The sequence below is a fragment of the Pseudomonas knackmussii B13 genome, from assembly GCF_000689415.1.
Classification (GTDB): Bacteria; Pseudomonadota; Gammaproteobacteria; order Pseudomonadales; family Pseudomonadaceae; genus Pseudomonas; species Pseudomonas knackmussii.
Window position 1 is genome coordinate 6,012,338 of record NZ_HG322950.1, and the last position, 18,955, is coordinate 6,031,292.

Sequence of the window (18,955 nt, forward strand, 5' to 3'; positions counted from 1 at the left end):
CGCACCGCGCCTCGGGAACGGCTCGCACTGTCGCGGGCCGTTCCTGCATTGCTCACAAGGACTGGACCTGGTGAACCAAGACTGGCGTGGCGCCCTCATTCGCCATCTGCTGTTACTGATTCTCGCCGCCGCGCTGCTCGGCGCGGTGACCGGCCAATACGGCTGGGCCCTGGCCGCGTGCCTGGGCTTCTACCTGGGCTGGACCCTCTGGCAGGTGCTGCGCCTGCACAAGTGGCTGAAGAACCATCGCGACGACGAACCGCCACCGGACGGCTATGGCCTCTGGGGCGAAGTGTTCGACAGCATCTATCACCTGCAACGCCGTAACGAACGCGCCCGCGGCCGCCTGCAGGCAGTGATCGACCGTATGCAGGAATCCACCGCCGCACTGCGCGACGCCGTGGTCATGCTCGACGCCGACGGCAACCTGGAGTGGTGGAACATCGCCGCCGAACGCCTGCTCGGCCTGCGCAGCCCGCAGGACGGCGGCCAACCGGTGACCAACCTGATCCGCCATCCGCGCTTCAAGGAATACTTCGCCCACGGCAACTACCAAGAGCCGCTGGACCTGCCCTCGCCAGTGAACGACAAGCAGCTGCTGCAGTTCCAGATCACCCTCTACGGCAACGGCGAGCACCTGATGCTGGCGCGCGACGTGACCCGCGTGCACCTGCTGGAGCAGATGCGCAAGGACTTCGTCGCCAACGTTTCCCACGAGCTGCGCACGCCGTTGACGGTGATCGCCGGCTACCTGGAGACGCTGCTGGACAACGTGGAGAACATCAACCCGCGCTGGAACCGCGCCCTGCAGCAGATGCAGCAACAGGCTTCGCGCATGAAGACGCTGCTCAACGACCTGCTGCTCTTGGCCAAGCTGGAAGCGACCGACTACCCGGCGGACAACAAGCCAGTGGCGGTGGACCTGATGCTGCTGGCGATCCGCAACGACGCCCAGGCGCTGTCCGGCACCAACGAGCACCGCATCAGCCTGGAGGCCGACCCCAAGGTGCGCCTCAAGGGCAGCGAAGCAGAGCTGCGCAGCGCCTTCTCCAACCTGGTGTTCAACGCGGTCAAGTACACCCCCGCGGGCGGCGAGATCCGCATCCGCTGGTGGGGGGACGAGCAGGGCGCGCATCTGTCCGTGCAGGACAGCGGCATCGGCATCGATCCCAAGCACCTGCCACGCCTGACTGAGCGTTTCTATCGCGTCGACTCCAGCCGCAATGCCAGCACCGGCGGCACCGGCCTGGGCCTGGCGATCGTCAAGCACGTGCTGATCCGCCACCGCGGCACCCTGGACATCAGCAGCGTGCTGGGCAAGGGCAGCAGCTTCGTCTGCCACTTCCCGCCGCAGCAAATGGCTTGAAACAGCGCCGTCTTGCCATGGCGGCGGCATGCCGCCATCCTTACCCGTTCATTCCTCAGCCAACAGAACCATGGACCCTTCCCCTAGTAGCACCCTGCTGACCTATTTCGCCGATTTCGGCCTCGTTCTCTTCGCCCTCTTCCTCGTCGTGCTCAACGGTTTCTTCGTGGCCGCCGAGTTCGCCATGGTCAAGCTGCGCTCCACGCGCGTGGAGACCATCGCCAAGCAGCACGGCTGGCGCGGCAACATCCTGCGCAAGGTGCACCACCAGCTCGACGCCTACCTCTCCGCCTGCCAGCTCGGCATCACCCTCGCCTCCCTCGGCCTGGGCTGGGTCGGCGAGCCGGCCTTCGCGGAACTGCTGGAGCCCCTGCTGGGCGCGGTGGGCGTACACAACGAAGAGATCATCCGCGGGGTGTCGTTCTTCAGCGCCTTCTTCATCATTTCCTACCTGCACATCGTGGTCGGCGAACTGGCGCCCAAGAGCTGGGCAATCCGCAAGCCGGAGCTGCTGTCGCTGTGGACCGCGGTGCCGCTGTACCTGTTCTACTGGCTGATGTATCCCGCCATCTATCTGCTCAACGCCAGCGCCAACACCATCCTCAAGATTGCCGGCCAGGGCGAGCCGGGGCCGCATCACGAGCACCACTACAGCCGTGAAGAGCTCAAGCTGATCCTCCACTCCAGCCGCGGCCAGGACCCGAGCGATCAGGGCATGCGCGTACTGGCCTCGGCAGTGGAGCTGGGCGAGCTGGAAGTGGTGGACTGGGCCAATTCCCGCGAAGACCTGGTCTATCTCGAGCGCAACGCGCCGCTGGCCGACGTGCTGGCGACCATTCGCCGCCACAAGTACAGCCGCTATCCGGTCTACGACGCCGAGAAGGGCGAGTTCACCGGCGTGCTGCATATCAAGGACCTGCTGCTTGAGCTGTCCGCCCGCGAAAACCAGCCTGAGCGCATCGATCTCGACGAACTGACCCACCCGCTGGAGCTGGTCACCAAGCACATGCCGCTGTCGCGCCTGCTCGAGCAGTTCCGCCAGGGTGGCGCGCACTTCGCCCTGGTCGAGGAGGCCGACCACAAGGTGGTCGGCTACCTGACCATGGAAGACGTGCTGGAAGTGCTGGTCGGCGATATCCAGGACGAACACCGCAAGGCCGAGCGCGGCATCCTCGCCTACCAGCCGGGCAAGCTGCTGGTACGCGGCGACACCCCGCTGTTCAAGCTGGAGCGCCTGCTCGGCGTCGACCTCGACCACGTCGAAGCGGAGACCCTGGCCGGCCTGGTCTACGACAGTCTCAAGCGCGTGCCGGAAGAGGAAGAAGTGCTGGAAACCGAAGGCCTGCGGATCATCGTGAAGAAGATGAAAGGACCGAAGATCGTCCTTGCCAAGGTGATCAAGCTGGACTGATCTGCCCGCGCACTGCGAAAAAGGCCGCTCGATGTGTCCCGTCCTGAATAAGGTTTACACCTTCGCCCTTATTTCAGGAGAGCCCCGATGGCAGAAGGTGTTCGTCGCAGCCAGCGTGATTACACGCTGGCTTTTAAACTGGCGGTGGTCGACCAGGTCGAAAAAGGGGAAATGAGCTACAAGGAGGCTCAGGCCCGCTATGGCATCCAGGGCCGCTCGACGGTGCTGGTGTGGTTACGCAAGCATGGCCGGCAGGACTGGAACCAGGGCGCCTCCCTTCGAAAGGCTCGGAGCCCGGATATGAATACCCCGATATTGCCGTTGACCCCGGAACAACGCATCAAGGAACTCGAGCAGCAGCTTGAGGTGATGAGCCAGAAGGCGCAGTTCTTCGAGGCCGTGGTGAATGTGCTGGAGAATGACTACGGCGTTTCGATCGTAAAAAAGCGTCCCGGCAAGTCCTCACGCAAAGGCAAGTCCAAGCGCTGAGTGTTAGCAGGGCTTGCCAGTTCATGGGCATCAGCCGCCAGGCGTACTACCAGCGCAACCGGGCGGCGGATCAGCGCAGCCAGCAGGATCGACAGATCGCCCAGTTCGTGCGGCAGGTGCGGATGCGTCAGCCGCGCCTGGGAGCACGCAAGCTGCATTATCTGTTGCAGCAGCAAGCGGAAGCCGCGTTGCGAGTTGGGCGCGATCGCCTGTTCCGGGTGCTGGCCGAGCACCGCCTGCTGGTTCGACCCAAGCGGGCGTACCACAAGACCACCCACAGTTTTCACCGGTTCCATCGCCATCCCAATCTGCTCAAGCCAGGGCCGCAACAGGTCTTGCCCGATGCGCCGGAGCGCGTCTGGGTTGCCGACATCACCTATCTGCCCAGCCAGAGCGGCCCGCTGTACCTGAGCCTGGTCACCGACGCCTATTCGCGCAAGATCGTCGGCCATCACGTCCACGACAGCCTGCACGCCGAGTCGGTGGCCCATGCCTACAGCCAGGCCCTGCGGCGCCGCACGACGCAGGAACCCCTGGTGCATCACTCCGACCGAGGAATTCAGTACTGCTCGGGGCTTTACCAACGCCTGCACGCGCAGCACGGAGCAATCTGCTCGATGACCGACGGCTACGACTGTTACCAGAATGCGCTGGCTGAGCGCGTCAACGGCATCCTGAAGAACGAGTTGCTGGAGCATCCTCCCGCCGACCTCGCGCAGGCGCGCCGCATGGTGCGTGAAGCCGTCGACATCTATAACCGCGAGCGCCCTCACCTGGCCCTGAAATACAAAACGCCCGATGCGGTGCATCGGGCGTTTTGAGGTCTGGAGCATGGCCTGAGAGGTGTAAACCTATTTCAGGACTAGACATGCATGTCCGCAGCGGATCATTCCTTGACCACCGCGAAGTTCGGCAGCGTGCCCACTGGCTGGGCGAAGTCGTAGGGAATGGATTCCAGCGCCAGCCCGACGTTGCGCTGCACCACGAAGTGAAGGTGCGGCCCGCTGCTATTACCGGTGTTGCCCGAACGCCCGAGCGGCGTCCCCTCGCCTACGCGCTGGCCCTCGCTGACCAGCACCGAGCCGCGCATCAGGTGCAGATACACGCCCATGGTGCCGTCGTCATGCAGGATGCGCACGAAGTTGCCGGACGGGTTGTTGCCGCGCCCGCTCTGCCCGTTCTCCACCTTGACCACCATGCCACCGCGCGCCGCGACTATGGGCGTGCCTTCGGGCATGGCGATGTCCAGCGCGTAGCGGCTCTTGGGCGTGAAGTGGCTGTACTTGCCGTTGGCCCCCTGGCTCAGGCGGAACGGGCCGCCACGCCAAGGCAACGGGTAGCGGAACGGCACCGGTTGCAGCCGCGGATCGCCAAGCGCGTAGCGCAGCTTGGGCTTGTACTGCATGGGCCGCCCAGGGTCGCGCGGGCTCAGGGTAGCGAGACGCATGGAGGTGCGCGGCGCCAGCACCCAGTGGATCGGCTGCTCGGGCACGCCCACGGTGTTCTGCGCGGCGTTGACGCTCAGCTCGATCTCCACTGGCGCGTAGAGGTCATTGCGCACCTGCAGGGTGTCGAAGCCTTCGCCCTTGAGGGTCTGCAGCTTCACCTGCTCTTCGAGGTGCTCGACCATGCGGTCGCGGAAGACGAACACCGATGCGCCCGACACGGCCTTGTCCGTATAGGTGACCACGCCATTGGCGTCGGTGTACTTGTAGATGGTCACGGCCGCAGCCGGCCCCGTGGCGGCCAATAGACCGCAGAGGAAAATCAAGCGCCCCAGCATGTCGACTCTGGTTATAGGTATGCGACGCCAGCAAGACTAGCAGCGCGCTCGGGCAGCGACGAGCAGCCGAGCGTCAGGCTGTGAAGCAATACGGATTGCAGCCGACCGACGGTTCAGGCGCCCGGCACGTAATGCCGCTGCGTGCTGCCTCGAGCGATCAGGCGCGAGAGGTAATCGAGCTTCTGCGGGTCCTGGTCGACGAAGCGCAGCAGCAGCAGGAGCCACTCGCTGTCCGGCTTGGGCTCAAGCGCCGCTACCGAATGCAGGTAGCCGTTCAAGCGCGCCACTTCGTTCTCTTCGTCCAGGTCCAGCACGGCGCTTTCCAGCACCTGCGGCAGCGCCTGACCGCGCTTCACCACCAGTTGTGCTTCCTTCAGGCTAAGCGCCCGAATCACGCAAGGCAGGCTCACGTTGGGCAAGCGCAGCTGCCCCTGACCTTTGCCCTGGGTCGGCGCGGCGGAACGTGGTGCAGGAGCGGCGGCAGGAGCTGCTGCCGGGCGAGCCGGCGCGGCAGGCGCAGCCGGGCGCACCACTTCAGCCTTGCCACCGGTGAGTGCAGCGAGGGAATCGTTCGGTGGGCCGCTGGCGAGGCTACGCTGCGGCGCGGAAGCCAGCAGGGCTTCCAGCTTGCCGCTGCGGCTCAGGGCCTTGCGTACCTTGGTGACGAGCTGGTCGTTGGAGAAGGGCTTGCCGATGAAGTCGGAGACGCCGGCCTGGATGGCCTGGACCACGTTCTCCTTGTCGCCGCGGCTGGTGACCATGATGAAGGGCACTTCCTTCAGCGGTTCCTGCGCACGGCACCAGCCGAGCAGCTCGATACCGGACATCTCCGGCATCTCCCAATCGCACAGGATCAGGTCGACCGCTTGCCGCGCGAGGTGCTGCTGGGCCTTGCGCCCATTCACCGCTTCCTCGATGCGCAGACCGGGAAAATGGTCGCGCAGGCCCTTCTTCACCAGGTCGCGGATGAAAGGCGCATCATCCACGACCAGAACACTCACCTTGCTCATTGTCGACTCCCTGAAACGTCAAGGCGAAGGATAGCCTTGGCCGCTGGCAGGATGCCATGCCGACGTGACTGCCCAGCCACAATTCCGGCCGGGCGCAAGGGAATTATTCCGAAGGACCCTGTACCTCTTCCTTCATCCGGGCCAGGCCCAGGTGACGGACGTCGGTGCCACGCACCAGGTAGATCACCAGTTCGGCGATGTTGCGCGCGTGGTCGCCGATGCGCTCCAGAGAACGCAGCGCCCAGATGACGTTGAGCACGCGGGAGATCGCCCGCGGGTCTTCCATCATGTAGGTGACCAGTTCGCGCAGCGCGGTCTTGTACTCGCGGTCGACGGTCTTGTCGTACTGCGCAACCGACAGGGCCAGATCGGCGTCGAAGCGGGCAAAGGCATCCAGCGCCTCCTGCACCATCTTGCGTACCTGGCCGCCGATGTGGCGCACCTCGACATAACCGCGCGGCGCTTCGCCTTCCTCGCACAGCTGGATGGCGCGGCGGGCGATCTTCGAGGCTTCGTCGCCGATACGCTCGAGGTCGATCACCGACTTGGAAATGCTGATGATCAGGCGCAGGTCGGAGGCAGCCGGCTGGCGGCGGGCGAGGATGCGCATGCATTCCTCGTCGATGTTGCGCTCCATCTGGTTGATCTGGTCGTCGATGTCGCGGACCTGCTGGGCGAGGCCGGAGTCGGCGTCGATCAGCGCGTTCACCGCGTCGTTGACCTGCTTCTCCACCAGCCCGCCCATGGCCAGCAGATGGCTGCGCACGTCTTCCAGCTCGGTGTTGAACTGCTGGGAGATGTGATGACTGAGACTTTCTTTGTTGATCATGGGATTCGCTCCGCGAAAGCTACAGGCTATGAAACAAAGGTTGCAGTTTTATGATGCGACCGCCGCCGACGCTCGGCGGCATGGCGGCGCTAGCCGTAGCGACCGGTGATGTAGTCCTCGGTCTGACGCTTCAAAGGGTTGGTGAACAGCGTGTCGGTGTCGCCGAACTCCACCAGGCTGCCCAGGTGCATGAACGCCGTGTAGTCGGAAACCCGCGCGGCCTGCTGCATGTTGTGGGTGACTATGACGATGGTGAACTTGGATTTCAGTTCGTAGATCAGCTCTTCGATCTTCAGCGTGGAGATCGGATCGAGCGCCGAGCAGGGTTCGTCGAGCAGCAGCACTTCAGGCTCCACCGCAATGGTGCGGGCGATCACCAGACGCTGCTGCTGGCCGCCGGAAAGCCCCAGCGCCGATTCGTGCAGGCGGTCCTTCACCTCTTCCCACAGCGCGGCGCCCTTGAGCGCCCACTCCACCGCCTCATCGAGCGTGCGCTTCTTGTTCACGCCCTGCAGGCGCAGGCCATAGACCACGTTCTCGTAGATGGTCTTGGGGAAGGGGTTGGGCTTCTGGAACACCATGCCGACACGGCGGCGCAGCTCGGCGACGTCCACGCCCTTGGTGAAAATGTTGTGGCCGTCGAGGCGGATCTCGCCTTCCACGCGGCAATCCTCGACCAGGTCGTTCATCCGGTTGAAGCAGCGCAGCAGGGTCGACTTGCCGCAGCCGGAAGGGCCGATGAAGGCGGTCACGCGCTGCCGCGGAACCTGCATCTGGATGTCGAACAGCGCCTGCTTCTTGCCGTAGAAGAGATTCAGGCCGGGGACTTCCAGGGCCACGGACTCGTCCTCCAGACGTGTTGTCTGGCGCTTCGACCGGCCGAGGGCAGCGAGGTCGATACCGTGACGGTGGGAATCGTGTTGCATTTCAGGTCTCCCGTTGGAGGCTCCAGGCCGCCGGCAAGCACTGCCGGCGGCGGCTATCAGTTTTCCAGCGCCTTGTACTTCTCGCGCAGGCGGTTGCGGATGGCGATGGCCGAGACGTTGAGCAGGGCGATCACCAGCACCAGCAGCAGCGCGGTGGCATACACCAGCGGCCGCGCGGCCTCGACGTTGGGGCTCTGGAAGCCGACGTCGTAGATGTGGAAGCCCAGGTGCATGATCTTCTGGTCGAGGTGCACGTAGGGGTAGTTGCCGTCCACCGGCAGCGACGGGGCCAGCTTCACCACGCCCACCAGCATCAGCGGCGCCACTTCACCCGCGGCACGCGCCACGGCGAGGATCAGGCCGGTCATCATCGCCGGGCTGGCCATCGGCAGGACGATCTTCCACAGCGTCTCGGCCTTGGTCGCGCCCAGGGCCAGCGAGCCCTCGCGGATCGAACGCGGAATCCGCGACAGACCTTCCTCGGTGGCCACGATCACCACCGGCACGGCGAGGATCGCCAGGGTCAGCGAGGCCCAGAACAGCCCGGGCGTGCCGAATGTCGGCGCCGGGAGCGCCTCGGCGAAGAACAGCCGGTCGATGGAGCCGCCCAGCACGTAGACGAAGAAGCCCAGGCCGAACACGCCGTAGACGATTGCCGGAACGCCGGCGAGGTTGTTCACGGCGATGCGGATGGTCCGGGTCAGCGGTCCCTGGCGCGCGTACTCGCGCAGGTATACGGCGGCAATGACACCGAAAGGCGTGACGATCAGGGCCATCACCAGGGTCATCATCACGGTGCCGAAAATCGCCGGGAAGATGCCGCCCTCGGTGTTGGCCTCACGCGGGTCTTCGCTGAGGAACTCCCAGAGCTTCTGGAAATAGAACTTCAGCTTGGCGCCCACGCCCATGGCGTTGGGCTGGTAGGCGTGGACCAGCTTGCCGACGCTGATCTCGGTCTCGCGGCCGCTGGAATCGCGCATCACCACGCTGTCACGGTTGAACTGCTGGCGCAGCTCGCCGAGCTTCGCTTCGTACTCTTGATAGCGCGCCTGCAGCTCCGCACGCGCGGTAGCCAGGTCAGCCTGAGCGGTAGCGTCGAGCTGCCCGTCGAGCTGCAGCTTGCGCTCCTTCAGGCGCAGACGTTCAAGCTCGTGGTTGATGCCACCGATGTCGGATTTCTCCAGGCCGCTGAGTTCGTCGTAGAGCGCATTCACCCGCTGCAGGCGTTGCTGCAGCTCAGGCATGGCGGCCGAACCTTCGGCAACCACCTTGCCGGCTTCCTTCACGCTCAGCAGGTAGCCATAGAAGTTGCCCCACTCGCGGCGCTCGAGAGTCATCAGCTCCTTCGGCCAATGGCGCTCGCCGAGCCACTCGCCGACCACCCAGGAGAAGTCGCTGCCATAGAGATCGCGATTGCCCAGCTTGAGCAGCCCGCGGGTCATGAACTCAGGACCGGTGGCCGGCACCGGCATACCGGCACTGTGCAGCCGCTCGCGCGGGACCTGCTCGACCTGCACCTCCTCGCCGATCAGCGTCTGCACCGGGGAACCGGGCACGCTGTAGGTTGCCTCCAGCACATTGGCCGGCCAGAAGTGGCCCAGGCCGCGCACGGCGATCACAGCCAGCAGGCCGATGGTCATGATCACGGCGATCGACACAGCGCCGGCGTTCATCCACACCCAGGGCGTGCCGCTGGCGAACCAGGCTTTCACCGATTCCTGTTTCTGTTTCACAGAGGAGCCTCGTTGGCGCCGCTCAGAGCGACGCGTATTTCTTCCGCAGCCGCTGACGGATCAGCTCGGCCAGGGTGTTCATCACGAAGGTGAAGGTCAGCAGCACGAGCGCCGAGAGGAACAGCACGCGGTAATGGGTACCGCCTACCTCCGACTCGGGCATCTCCACCGCGACGTTCGCTGCCAGGGTGCGCATGCCCTGGAAGATATTCAGGTCCATCACCGGGGTATTGCCGGTCGCCATGAGCACGATCATGGTCTCGCCCACCGCGCGGCCGAGGCCGATCATCAGCGCCGAGAAGATGCCCGGGCTGGCGGTGAGGATCACCACCCGCGCCAGGGTCTGCCAGGGCGTCGCACCCAGGGCCAGGGAGCCGTAGGTGAGGCTCCGGGGCACGCTGAAGATGGCGTCCTCGGCAATCGAGAAGATGTTCGGAATCACCGCGAAGCCCATCGCCAGGCCGACGATCAGGGCATTGCGCTGGTCGTAGGTGATGCCCAGGTCATGGCTGAGCCACAGGCGCATGTCGCCGCCGAAGAACGCCGACTCCAGGTGCGGACTCAGCCACAGGGCGAAGGTGCCGACGGCGAGCACCACCGGAACCAGGATGGCCGCTTCCCAACCGTCCGGGATCGACAGGCGGATGCGCTCCGGCAGGCGGCTCCAGGCCAGGCCGGCGAGCAGGATACCCAGCGGCGTGAGCAGCAGCAGACTGAAGATGCCCGGCAGGTGGCCCTCGACATAGGGGGCGAGGAACAGCCCGGCGAAGAAGCCGAGGATTACCGTGGGCAGCGCCTCCATCAGTTCGATGACCGGCTTCACCTTGCGGCGCAGGGCCGGGGCCATGAAATAACCGGTATAGACCGCCGCGGCGACGGCCAGCGGAGCGGCCAGGATCATCGCGTAGAAGGCCGCCTTGAGGGTGCCGAAGGTCAGTGGTGCGAGGCTCAGCTTGGGCTCGAAATCGGTGTTCGCTGCAGTGGATTGCCAGACGTACTGCGGCTTGTCGTAGCTCTCGTACCAGACCTTGCCCCAGAGCGCGCTCCAGGAAATCTCCGGGTGCGGGTTGCTCAGCGCGAAGCTGTGCAGCTTGCCGCCCTCTTCCAGCAGTACAAGGTTGGCTCGCGGCGAAAGGGCGAGGACTCCCGCCTCTGGGGCGACCTGCTCGGTCAGCAGGGTGCGGTGGGCCGTGCTGTGGAACACGCCAAGGCGACCGCTGCTGTCCAGGGCGATGAAGCCCTTGCGGCGTTGCTCCGCAACAATCGCCGTCACCGGCTTGTCGCCCAGGCGGAAGTCGCGCACGTGGGAAAGACGCGGTTCGCCATCCGTGTCGCGAGCCATGAACCATTGGCTGATGCTGCCGCGGGAGCTGCCGATCATCAGCGAAATGCCACCGAGCAACTGGGCGCTCGCGGTGACTTCGCTGTCGGCGTGGTCGAGCAGCTTGTAGCGCCCGTTGAGTTGGTGGGTGCGCAGGTCGAAGACGTCGGCTTGCGCACGGCCGTTGACCACGTACAGCCACTGCTTGCGCGGGTCCATGTAGATCGCCTTCACCGGGTCGGCGATCTGCGGCAGCTCGATGCGCTCCTGCTGCAGCGTGGTCTCGCCGGTCAGCATGTTCTCCTGGTTGCTGAGGTTGAGCAGCATCAGTTGGCTGCCGGCGGAACCGGCGAGCATGGCGCCGTCTTCGCCGGAAGCGATGGCGACGTGCTCCAGCGGCCGGCCGGACTCATCCAGGGCAACCGGGGTATCGCCATAGGGATACTCCAGCACTGGCGCGATGACCCGCTTGCCGTCCGGGTAGCTGGCCCGGTAGCTGTGCTTGAACACCAGCACCTGTCCGTTGGACAGGCCTAGGGCAACCAGCGGCCGATCGGGCTGATCCTGGCCGATGGAGACCACCTGAGTACCAGCCGGCAGCTTCAGCGCCTGGCGAGACAGCTCGTTGCCACTGTCGAGATCGAAGAACAGCACCTGACCATCGGCGGCGACGCGCATCGCCACCTGGTTCTGCTCTTCGACACTTAGCAGCAGCGGCTTCTGCACGCTGCCCAGCCAGGCCGGCGTCAGCGGCTCCCCGGCGTCCCGCCCCGCGCCCCAGCCAGGCCGGCGTCAGCGGCTCGCGGGCATCCAGCTCGGCGCCACGGAACAGCGGCAGCACCACGTAAGCCAGGTAGAAGAAAATCAGGGTGATGGCACCCAGCACCGCCAGGCCACCGATCAGTACGTACCAGCGGGTCAGGCGATCCTTGAGCGCTCGGATGCGGCGCTTGCGGCGGAAGGCCGGGGCATTGAAATCGATCCGCTCGGGACTGGTATCGCTCATGGAGGAAGTGGCCAGGTCGTTCATCGGGGCTGGTGGCTTAATGGCGCTCTACAAAAGTGACATCACTATGACGTGGCAAGGCCCGCCCCCGACAGATACCTGTCGACGGGCCCTTCGCCACTGCGCGTCAGACGCTTCGGCGATCGGAGGCCTGCTCAGAGGCCCAGGTCCTTGATCGCCTTTTCCGCGACCTTTGACGGCAGAGGAATGTAACCGTCCTTGACGACGATTTCCTGCCCTGTCTTCGACAGCACCATTTTCAGGAACTGCGCTTCCAGCGGATCCAGCGGCTTGTTTGGCGCCTTGTTCACGTAGACATAAAGGAAGCGCGAGAGCGGATAGGTGCCGTTCAGTGCGTTCTGCTCGTTGTCTTCGATGTAGGCGCTGCCTTCCTTCTTCGCCAGGGCGACGGTCTTTACGCTCGCAGTCTTGTAGCCAATGCCGGAGTACCCAACACCATTCAGCGACTGGCTGATCGACTGCACCACGGAAGCCGAACCCGGCTGCTCGTTGACGTTGGGCTTGAAGTCACCCTTGCACAAGGCCTGTTCCTTGAAATAGCCGTAGGTGCCGGACACCGAATTGCGTCCGAACAGCTGCACAGGCTTGTTCGCCCAGTCCCCGGTCAGGCCAAGGTCACCCCAGGTCTTCACTTCCTGCTTGGCGCCGCACAGTCGGGTGGACGAGAAGATGGCGTCGACCTGCTGCATGGTCAGGCCTTTGATGGGGTTGTCCTTGTGCACGAAGATCGCCAGCGCATCGACGGCAACCGGCACGGCAGTGGGCTTGTAGCCGTACTTCTGCTCGAAGGCCTGCAGCTCGACATCCTTCATCTTCCGGCTCATCGGGCCGAGGTTGGCAGTGCCCTCGGTGAGGGCCGGCGGCGCGGTGGAAGAGCCGGCAGCCTGGATCTGCACGTTCACGCTCGGATAGAGACGCTTGTACTCCTCGGCCCACATGGTCATGACGTTGGCCAGGGTGTCCGAACCCACGCTGGAGAGATTGCCCGACACGCCGCTGGCTTTCTGGTACTCCGGCAGGGCCGGGTCAATCGCGGCGAGGGCAGCCGTAGCGCCCATGCCGGCAGCAGCGAAGGTCAGTGCCGCCATCAAACGTTTGAGTTTCATGACTTGCTCCTAGGAAAGGCCGAGGTTTCGGTAATTCGTGCCCTTTTGGCGGGCGAGGAGACTCTATGAAAGCAATGTGACAGACAGATGACCAATGACGGTTCAAAGTAATAAATATGACAGAAATTATTACTAGACATGTCAGAGCAAGAATTCAGCTCGGTGACCCTCACGCTTCTTAGGGGCGAATTCGCTCGCTGGGATCGCAAACGATGCCCATGCGGCTCGAAATTGGACCCTTCCAGGTCGATCCAATGGCCGGCGCCACTAGATTCGTCATCAGCCTGTGGGCGTCTATCGGCACCAGAGCTTTTTCCGCGCGCAAAAGCAAAACCCCCGACCAGCTTTCGCTGATCAGGGGCTTTGGGATAGGTGCTTGACGATGACCTACTCTCACATGGAGAAACTCCACACTACCATCGGCGATGCATCGTTTCACTTCTGAGTTCGGGATGGGATCAGGTGGTTCCAACGCTCTATGGTCGTCAAGCAATTCTTTCGGATGCTCGTGGCTTGCGCACACGCTCATCCCGATTCGGGTATGTGACAGGTAATTTGCGGTTCTCACGAACTTTCGGTTCGTCGACTTCACCGTCTAACACACAAATTGTTTGGGTGTTATATGGTCAAGCCTCACGGGCAATTAGTATTGGTTAGCTCAACGCCTCACAGCGCTTACACACCCAACCTATCAACGTCGTAGTCTTCGACGGCCCTTTAGGGGAATCAAGTTCCCAGTGAGATCTCATCTTGAGGCTAGTTTCCCGCTTAGATGCTTTCAGCGGTTATCTATTCCGAACATAGCTACCCGGCAATGCCACTGGCGTGACAACCGGAACACCAGAGGTTCGTCCACTCCGGTCCTCTCGTACTAGGAGCAGCCCCTCTCAAATCTCAAACGTCCACGGCAGATAGGGACCGAACTGTCTCACGACGTTCTAAACCCAGCTCGCGTACCACTTTAAATGGCGAACAGCCATACCCTTGGGACCGGCTTCAGCCCCAGGATGTGATGAGCCGACATCGAGGTGCCAAACACCGCCGTCGATATGAACTCTTGGGCGGTATCAGCCTGTTATCCCCGGAGTACCTTTTATCCGTTGAGCGATGGCCCTTCCATACAGAACCACCGGATCACTAAGACCTACTTTCGTACCTGCTCGACGTGTCTGTCTCGCAGTCAAGCGCGCTTTTGCCTTTATACTCTACGACCGATTTCCGACCGGTCTGAGCGCACCTTCGTACTCCTCCGTTACTCTTTAGGAGGAGACCGCCCCAGTCAAACTGCCCACCATACACTGTCCTCGATCCGGATAACGGACCAGAGTTAGAACCTCAAGCATGCCAGGGTGGTATTTCAAGGATGGCTCCACGCGAACTGGCGTCCACGCTTCAAAGCCTCCCACCTATCCTACACAAGCAGGCTCAAAGTCCAGTGCAAAGCTACAGTAAAGGTTCACGGGGTCTTTCCGTCTAGCCGCGGATACACTGCATCTTCACAGCGATTTCAATTTCACTGAGTCTCGGGTGGAGACAGCGCCGCCATCGTTACGCCATTCGTGCAGGTCGGAACTTACCCGACAAGGAATTTCGCTACCTTAGGACCGTTATAGTTACGGCCGCCGTTTACCGGGGCTTCGATCAAGAGCTTCGCTTTCGCTAACCCCATCAATTAACCTTCCGGCACCGGGCAGGCGTCACACCCTATACGTCCACTTTCGTGTTTGCAGAGTGCTGTGTTTTTAATAAACAGTCGCAGCGGCCTGGTATCTTCGACCGGCATGGGCTTACGTAGTAAATACTTCACCCTCACCGGCGCACCTTCTCCCGAAGTTACGGTGCCATTTTGCCTAGTTCCTTCACCCGAGTTCTCTCAAGCGCCTTGGTATTCTCTACCCAACCACCTGTGTCGGTTTGGGGTACGGTTCCTAGTTACCTGAAGCTTAGAAGCTTTTCCTGGAAGCATGGCATCAACCACTTCACGTTCTAAAAGAACGCTCGTCATCAGCTCTCGGCATTAAGACCCCGGATTTACCTAAGATCTCTGCCTACCACCTTAAACTTGGACAACCAACGCCAAGCTGGCCTAGCCTTCTCCGTCCCTCCATCGCAGTAACTAGAAGTACAGGAATATTAACCTGTTTCCCATCGACTACGCTCTTCAGCCTCGCCTTAGGGACCGACTAACCCTGCGTCGATTAACGTTGCGCAGGAACCCTTGGTCTTTCGGCGTGGGAGTTTTTCACTCCCATTGTCGTTACTCATGTCAGCATTCGCACTTCTGATACCTCCAGCAAGCTTCTCAACTCACCTTCACAGGCTTACAGAACGCTCCTCTACCGCACATCTTGCGATGCACCCGTAGCTTCGGTGTATGGTTTGAGCCCCGTTACATCTTCCGCGCAGGCCGACTCGACTAGTGAGCTATTACGCTTTCTTTAAAGGGTGGCTGCTTCTAAGCCAACCTCCTAGCTGTCTAAGCCTTCCCACATCGTTTACCACTTAACCATAACTTTGGGACCTTAGCTGACGGTCTGGGTTGTTTCCCTTTTCACGACGGACGTTAGCACCCGCCGTGTGTCTCCCACGCTGACACTTCCAGGTATTCGGAGTTTGCATCGGTTTGGTAAGTCGGGATGACCCCCTAGCCGAAACAGTGCTCTACCCCCTGGAGTGATACGTGAGGCGCTACCTAAATAGCTTTCGAGGAGAACCAGCTATCTCCGAGCTTGATTAGCCTTTCACTCCGATCCACAAGTCATCCCCTACCTTTTCAACGGGAGTGGGTTCGGTCCTCCAGTCAGTGTTACCTAACCTTCAACCTGCTCATGGATAGATCGCCCGGTTTCGGGTCTATACCCAGCGACTAAACGCCCTATTAAGACTCGCTTTCGCTACGCCTTCCCTATTCGGTTAAGCTCGCCACTGAATATAAGTCGCTGACCCATTATACAAAAGGTACGCAGTCACCTAACAAAGTAGGCTCCCACTGCTTGTACGCATACGGTTTCAGGTTCTATTTCACTCCCCTCTCCGGGGTTCTTTTCGCCTTTCCCTCACGGTACTGGTTCACTATCGGTCAGTCAGTAGTATTTAGCCTTGGAGGATGGTCCCCCCATATTCAGACAAAGTTTCTCGTGCTCCGTCCTACTCGATTTCACTTCCAAGAACCTTTCACATACGGGGCTATCACCCACTATGGCCGCACTTTCCAGAGCGTTCTGTTAGATTCAAAGAAGCTTAAGGGCTAGTCCCCGTTCGCTCGCCACTACTAAGGGAATCTCGGTTGATTTCTTTTCCTCAGGGTACTTAGATGTTTCAGTTCCCCTGGTTCGCCTCTTACACCTATGTATTCAGTGCAAGATACCCAGCTTATGCTGGGTGGGTTCCCCCATTCAGAGATCTCCGGATCAAAGTCTGTTTGCCGACTCCCCGAAGCTTATCGCAGGCTACCACGTCTTTCATCGCCTCTGACTGCCAAGGCATCCACCGTATGCGCTTCTTCACTTGACCATATAACCCCAAGCAATCTGGTTATACGTCTCGAACGTGAAGACGACATTCGCCGAAAATTCGCGCTTGAACTCGCAAATTTTACCTTGACTTGAATAATCACCAGTGAAAGAGATTATTCAGTCTACTTCTATCACATACCCAAATTTTTAAAGAACGGTTCCGGTACAAAGACCAGACATCAATGTTCCATTACCCTGAACATTCATGTCTGAACTTTCGCGACGTGGATGGTGGAGCCAAGGAGGATCGAACTCCTGACCTCCTGCGTGCAAAGCAGGCGCTCTCCCAGCTGAGCTATGGCCCCCTCTTTTCCAACGATTGGTGGGTCTGGGCAGATTCGAACTGCCGACCTCACCCTTATCAGGGGTGCGCTCTAACCGACTGAGCTACAGACCCATATAGGGTTGCCTAACCGTCGCTTTACCAGTGAATCAAGCAATTCGTGTGGGAGCTTATGAGAAAGCCGGGATCTTCGATTAAGGAGGTGATCCAGCCGCAGGTTCCCCTACGGCTACCTTGTTACGACTTCACCCCAGTCATGAATCACTCCGTGGTAACCGTCCCCCTTGCGGTTAGACTAGCTACTTCTGGAGCAACCCACTCCCATGGTGTGACGGGCGGTGTGTACAAGGCCCGGGAACGTATTCACCGTGACATTCTGATTCACGATTACTAGCGATTCCGACTTCACGCAGTCGAGTTGCAGACTGCGATCCGGACTACGATCGGTTTTATGGGATTAGCTCCACCTCGCGGCTTGGCAACCCTCTGTACCGACCATTGTAGCACGTGTGTAGCCCTGGCCGTAAGGGCCATGATGACTTGACGTCATCCCCACCTTCCTCCGGTTTGTCACCGGCAGTCTCCTTAGAGTGCCCACCATAACGTGCTGGTAACTAAGGACAAGGGTTGCGCTCGTTACGGGACTTAACCCAACATCTCACGACACGAGCTGACGACAGCCATGCAGCACCTGTGTTCCGATTCCCGAAGGCACTCTCGCATCTCTGCAAGATTCCGGACATGTCAAGGCCAGGTAAGGTTCTTCGCGTTGCTTCGAATTAAACCACATGCTCCACCGCTTGTGCGGGCCCCCGTCAATTCATTTGAGTTTTAACCTTGCGGCCGTACTCCCCAGGCGGTCGACTTATCGCGTTAGCTGCGCCACTAAAATCTCAAGGATTCCAACGGCTAGTCGACATCGTTTACGGCGTGGACTACCAGGGTATCTAATCCTGTTTGCTCCCCACGCTTTCGCACCTCAGTGTCAGTATCAGTCCAGGTGGTCGCCTTCGCCACTGGTGTTCCTTCCTATATCTACGCATTTCACCGCTACACAGGAAATTCCACCACCCTCTACCGTACTCTAGTCAGGCAGTTATGGATGCAGTTCCCAGGTTGAGCCCGGGGATTTCACATCCATCTTACCAAACCACCTACGCGCGCTTTACGCCCAGTAATTCCGATTAACGCTTGCACCCTTCGTATTACCGCGGCTGCTGGCACGAAGTTAGCCGGTGCTTATTCTGTTGGTAACGTCAAAACAGCAAGGTATTAACTTACTGCCCTTCCTCCCAACTTAAAGTGCTTTACAATCCGAAGACCTTCTTCACACACGCGGCATGGCTGGATCAGGCTTTCGCCCATTGTCCAATATTCCCCACTGCTGCCTCCCGTAGGAGTCTGGACCGTGTCTCAGTTCCAGTGTGACTGATCATCCTCTCAGACCAGTTACGGATCGTCGCCTAGGTGAGCCATTACCTCACCTACTAGCTAATCCGACCTAGGCTCATCTGATAGCGTGAGGTCCGAAGATCCCCCACTTTCTCCCGTAGGACGTATGCGGTATTAGCGTTCCTTTCGAAACGTTGTCCCCCACTACCAGGCAGATTCCTAGGCATTACTCACCCGTCCGCCGCTGAATCAGAGAGCAAGCTCCCTTCATCCGCTCGACTTGCATGTGTTAGGCCTGCCGCCAGCGTTCAATCTGAGCCATGATCAAACTCTTCAGTTCAATACTGATTGGGTTTTGAGAAAACCCTAAACTTGGCTCAGCAATCGCAAAAAACTCTCGAATTCACGAGTGTTACTTGTGATGCTGATAATCTTGCGATCACCAGTCTTAACTCACAAGCACCCACACGAATTGCTTGATTCAACTTGTTAAAGAGCGTTTCGATCAAGTCTTTCGTCTCAACCGAGGCCGCGCATTCTACAGCAGCCTTTCTTTCTGTCAAGCTGTTTTTCGAAAATCTCTTTTCTACTCAACCGCTTGCGCTTTCGAGCAGCAGCGCTTCTCGTCAGCGGGAGGCGCATATTACAGCGTTGATTTTCGCTGTCAAGCACCTCGATGATCTTCTTTCGACTCGCTCGCCAGTGGCGAACAGCGAAAGTGGCAAGCGAATCACCTGCCGGACCACCACTCTCAACTTCGAATC

10 protein-coding genes, 2 tRNA genes and 3 rRNA genes are annotated in these 18,955 nt (G+C 60.7%); 3 read left to right on the forward strand and 12 right to left on the reverse strand.

The features are described from left to right. The first annotated feature begins 61 nt into the window (after positions 1 to 61). The 3 genes from phoR to PKB_RS29465 all read left to right on the forward strand — a co-directional run bounded on the left by phoR (position 62) and on the right by PKB_RS29465 (position 4,087). On the forward strand, positions 62 to 1,366 hold the full coding sequence (gene phoR / locus PKB_RS28025; RefSeq protein ID WP_156958099.1) for a phosphate regulon sensor histidine kinase PhoR: 1,305 nt from the start codon (positions 62 to 64) through the stop codon (positions 1,364 to 1,366). 70 nt (positions 1,367 to 1,436) lie between these two features. After that, positions 1,437 to 2,777 (forward strand): hemolysin family protein, encoded by a 1,341-nt coding sequence (locus tag PKB_RS28030; RefSeq protein ID WP_043256524.1) that lies wholly within the window; start codon positions 1,437 to 1,439, stop codon positions 2,775 to 2,777. A gap of 87 nt (positions 2,778 to 2,864) precedes the next feature. After that, positions 2,865 to 4,087 (forward strand): IS3 family transposase gene (locus PKB_RS29465; RefSeq protein WP_156958100.1). Its coding sequence is split into 2 segments (ribosomal slippage): positions 2,865 to 3,216 and positions 3,216 to 4,087, totalling 1,224 coding nucleotides; the frame shifts between segments, so codons are not numbered across the junction. A 65-nt stretch (positions 4,088 to 4,152) separates the two neighbouring features. Here PKB_RS29465 and PKB_RS28045 read toward each other — a convergent pair. From PKB_RS28045 to PKB_RS28100, 12 genes are all read right to left on the reverse strand, one after another. After that, positions 4,153 to 5,049 (reverse strand): peptidoglycan DD-metalloendopeptidase family protein, encoded by an 897-nt coding sequence (locus tag PKB_RS28045; protein ID WP_043256526.1) that lies wholly within the window; start codon positions 5,047 to 5,049, stop codon positions 4,153 to 4,155. A gap of 113 nt (positions 5,050 to 5,162) precedes the next feature. Then, positions 5,163 to 6,059, reverse strand: coding sequence for a response regulator (locus PKB_RS28050; protein ID WP_043256528.1), 897 nt, complete (start codon positions 6,057 to 6,059; stop codon positions 5,163 to 5,165). A 103-nt stretch (positions 6,060 to 6,162) separates the two neighbouring features. Continuing rightward, positions 6,163 to 6,888, reverse strand: coding sequence for a phosphate signaling complex protein PhoU (gene phoU / locus PKB_RS28055; RefSeq protein ID WP_043256530.1), 726 nt, complete (start codon positions 6,886 to 6,888; stop codon positions 6,163 to 6,165). Between the two features lie 89 nt (positions 6,889 to 6,977). Then, positions 6,978 to 7,814, reverse strand: a complete 837-nt coding sequence (gene pstB / locus PKB_RS28060; protein WP_043256532.1) for a phosphate ABC transporter ATP-binding protein PstB — start codon at positions 7,812 to 7,814, stop codon at positions 6,978 to 6,980. Between the two features lie 56 nt (positions 7,815 to 7,870). Further along, positions 7,871 to 9,547, reverse strand: a complete 1,677-nt coding sequence (gene pstA, locus PKB_RS28065) for a phosphate ABC transporter permease PstA (RefSeq protein WP_043256535.1) — start codon at positions 9,545 to 9,547, stop codon at positions 7,871 to 7,873. A 22-nt stretch (positions 9,548 to 9,569) separates the two neighbouring features. Further along, on the reverse strand, positions 9,570 to 11,546 hold the full coding sequence (locus PKB_RS28070; protein ID WP_052355471.1) for an ABC transporter permease subunit: 1,977 nt from the start codon (positions 11,544 to 11,546) through the stop codon (positions 9,570 to 9,572). A gap of 483 nt (positions 11,547 to 12,029) precedes the next feature. Next, positions 12,030 to 13,001, reverse strand: a complete 972-nt coding sequence (locus PKB_RS28075) for a phosphate ABC transporter substrate-binding protein PstS family protein (protein ID WP_043256539.1) — start codon at positions 12,999 to 13,001, stop codon at positions 12,030 to 12,032. Positions 13,002 to 13,375: 374 nt separating this feature from the next. Next, positions 13,376 to 13,491: ribosomal RNA gene (gene rrf, locus PKB_RS28080) — 5S ribosomal RNA — on the reverse strand. A 132-nt stretch (positions 13,492 to 13,623) separates the two neighbouring features. Further along, a 23S ribosomal RNA gene (locus tag PKB_RS28085) occupies positions 13,624 to 16,514 on the reverse strand. 231 nt (positions 16,515 to 16,745) lie between these two features. Further along, positions 16,746 to 16,821, reverse strand: a tRNA-Ala gene (locus PKB_RS28090). A gap of 15 nt (positions 16,822 to 16,836) precedes the next feature. After that, a tRNA-Ile gene (locus PKB_RS28095) sits at positions 16,837 to 16,913 on the reverse strand. An 81-nt stretch (positions 16,914 to 16,994) separates the two neighbouring features. Beyond that, positions 16,995 to 18,531 (reverse strand): 16S ribosomal RNA (locus PKB_RS28100). Together the 16S, 23S and 5S rRNA genes with 2 tRNA genes alongside form the textbook arrangement of a ribosomal RNA operon. Positions 18,532 to 18,955 lie beyond the last annotated feature (424 nt).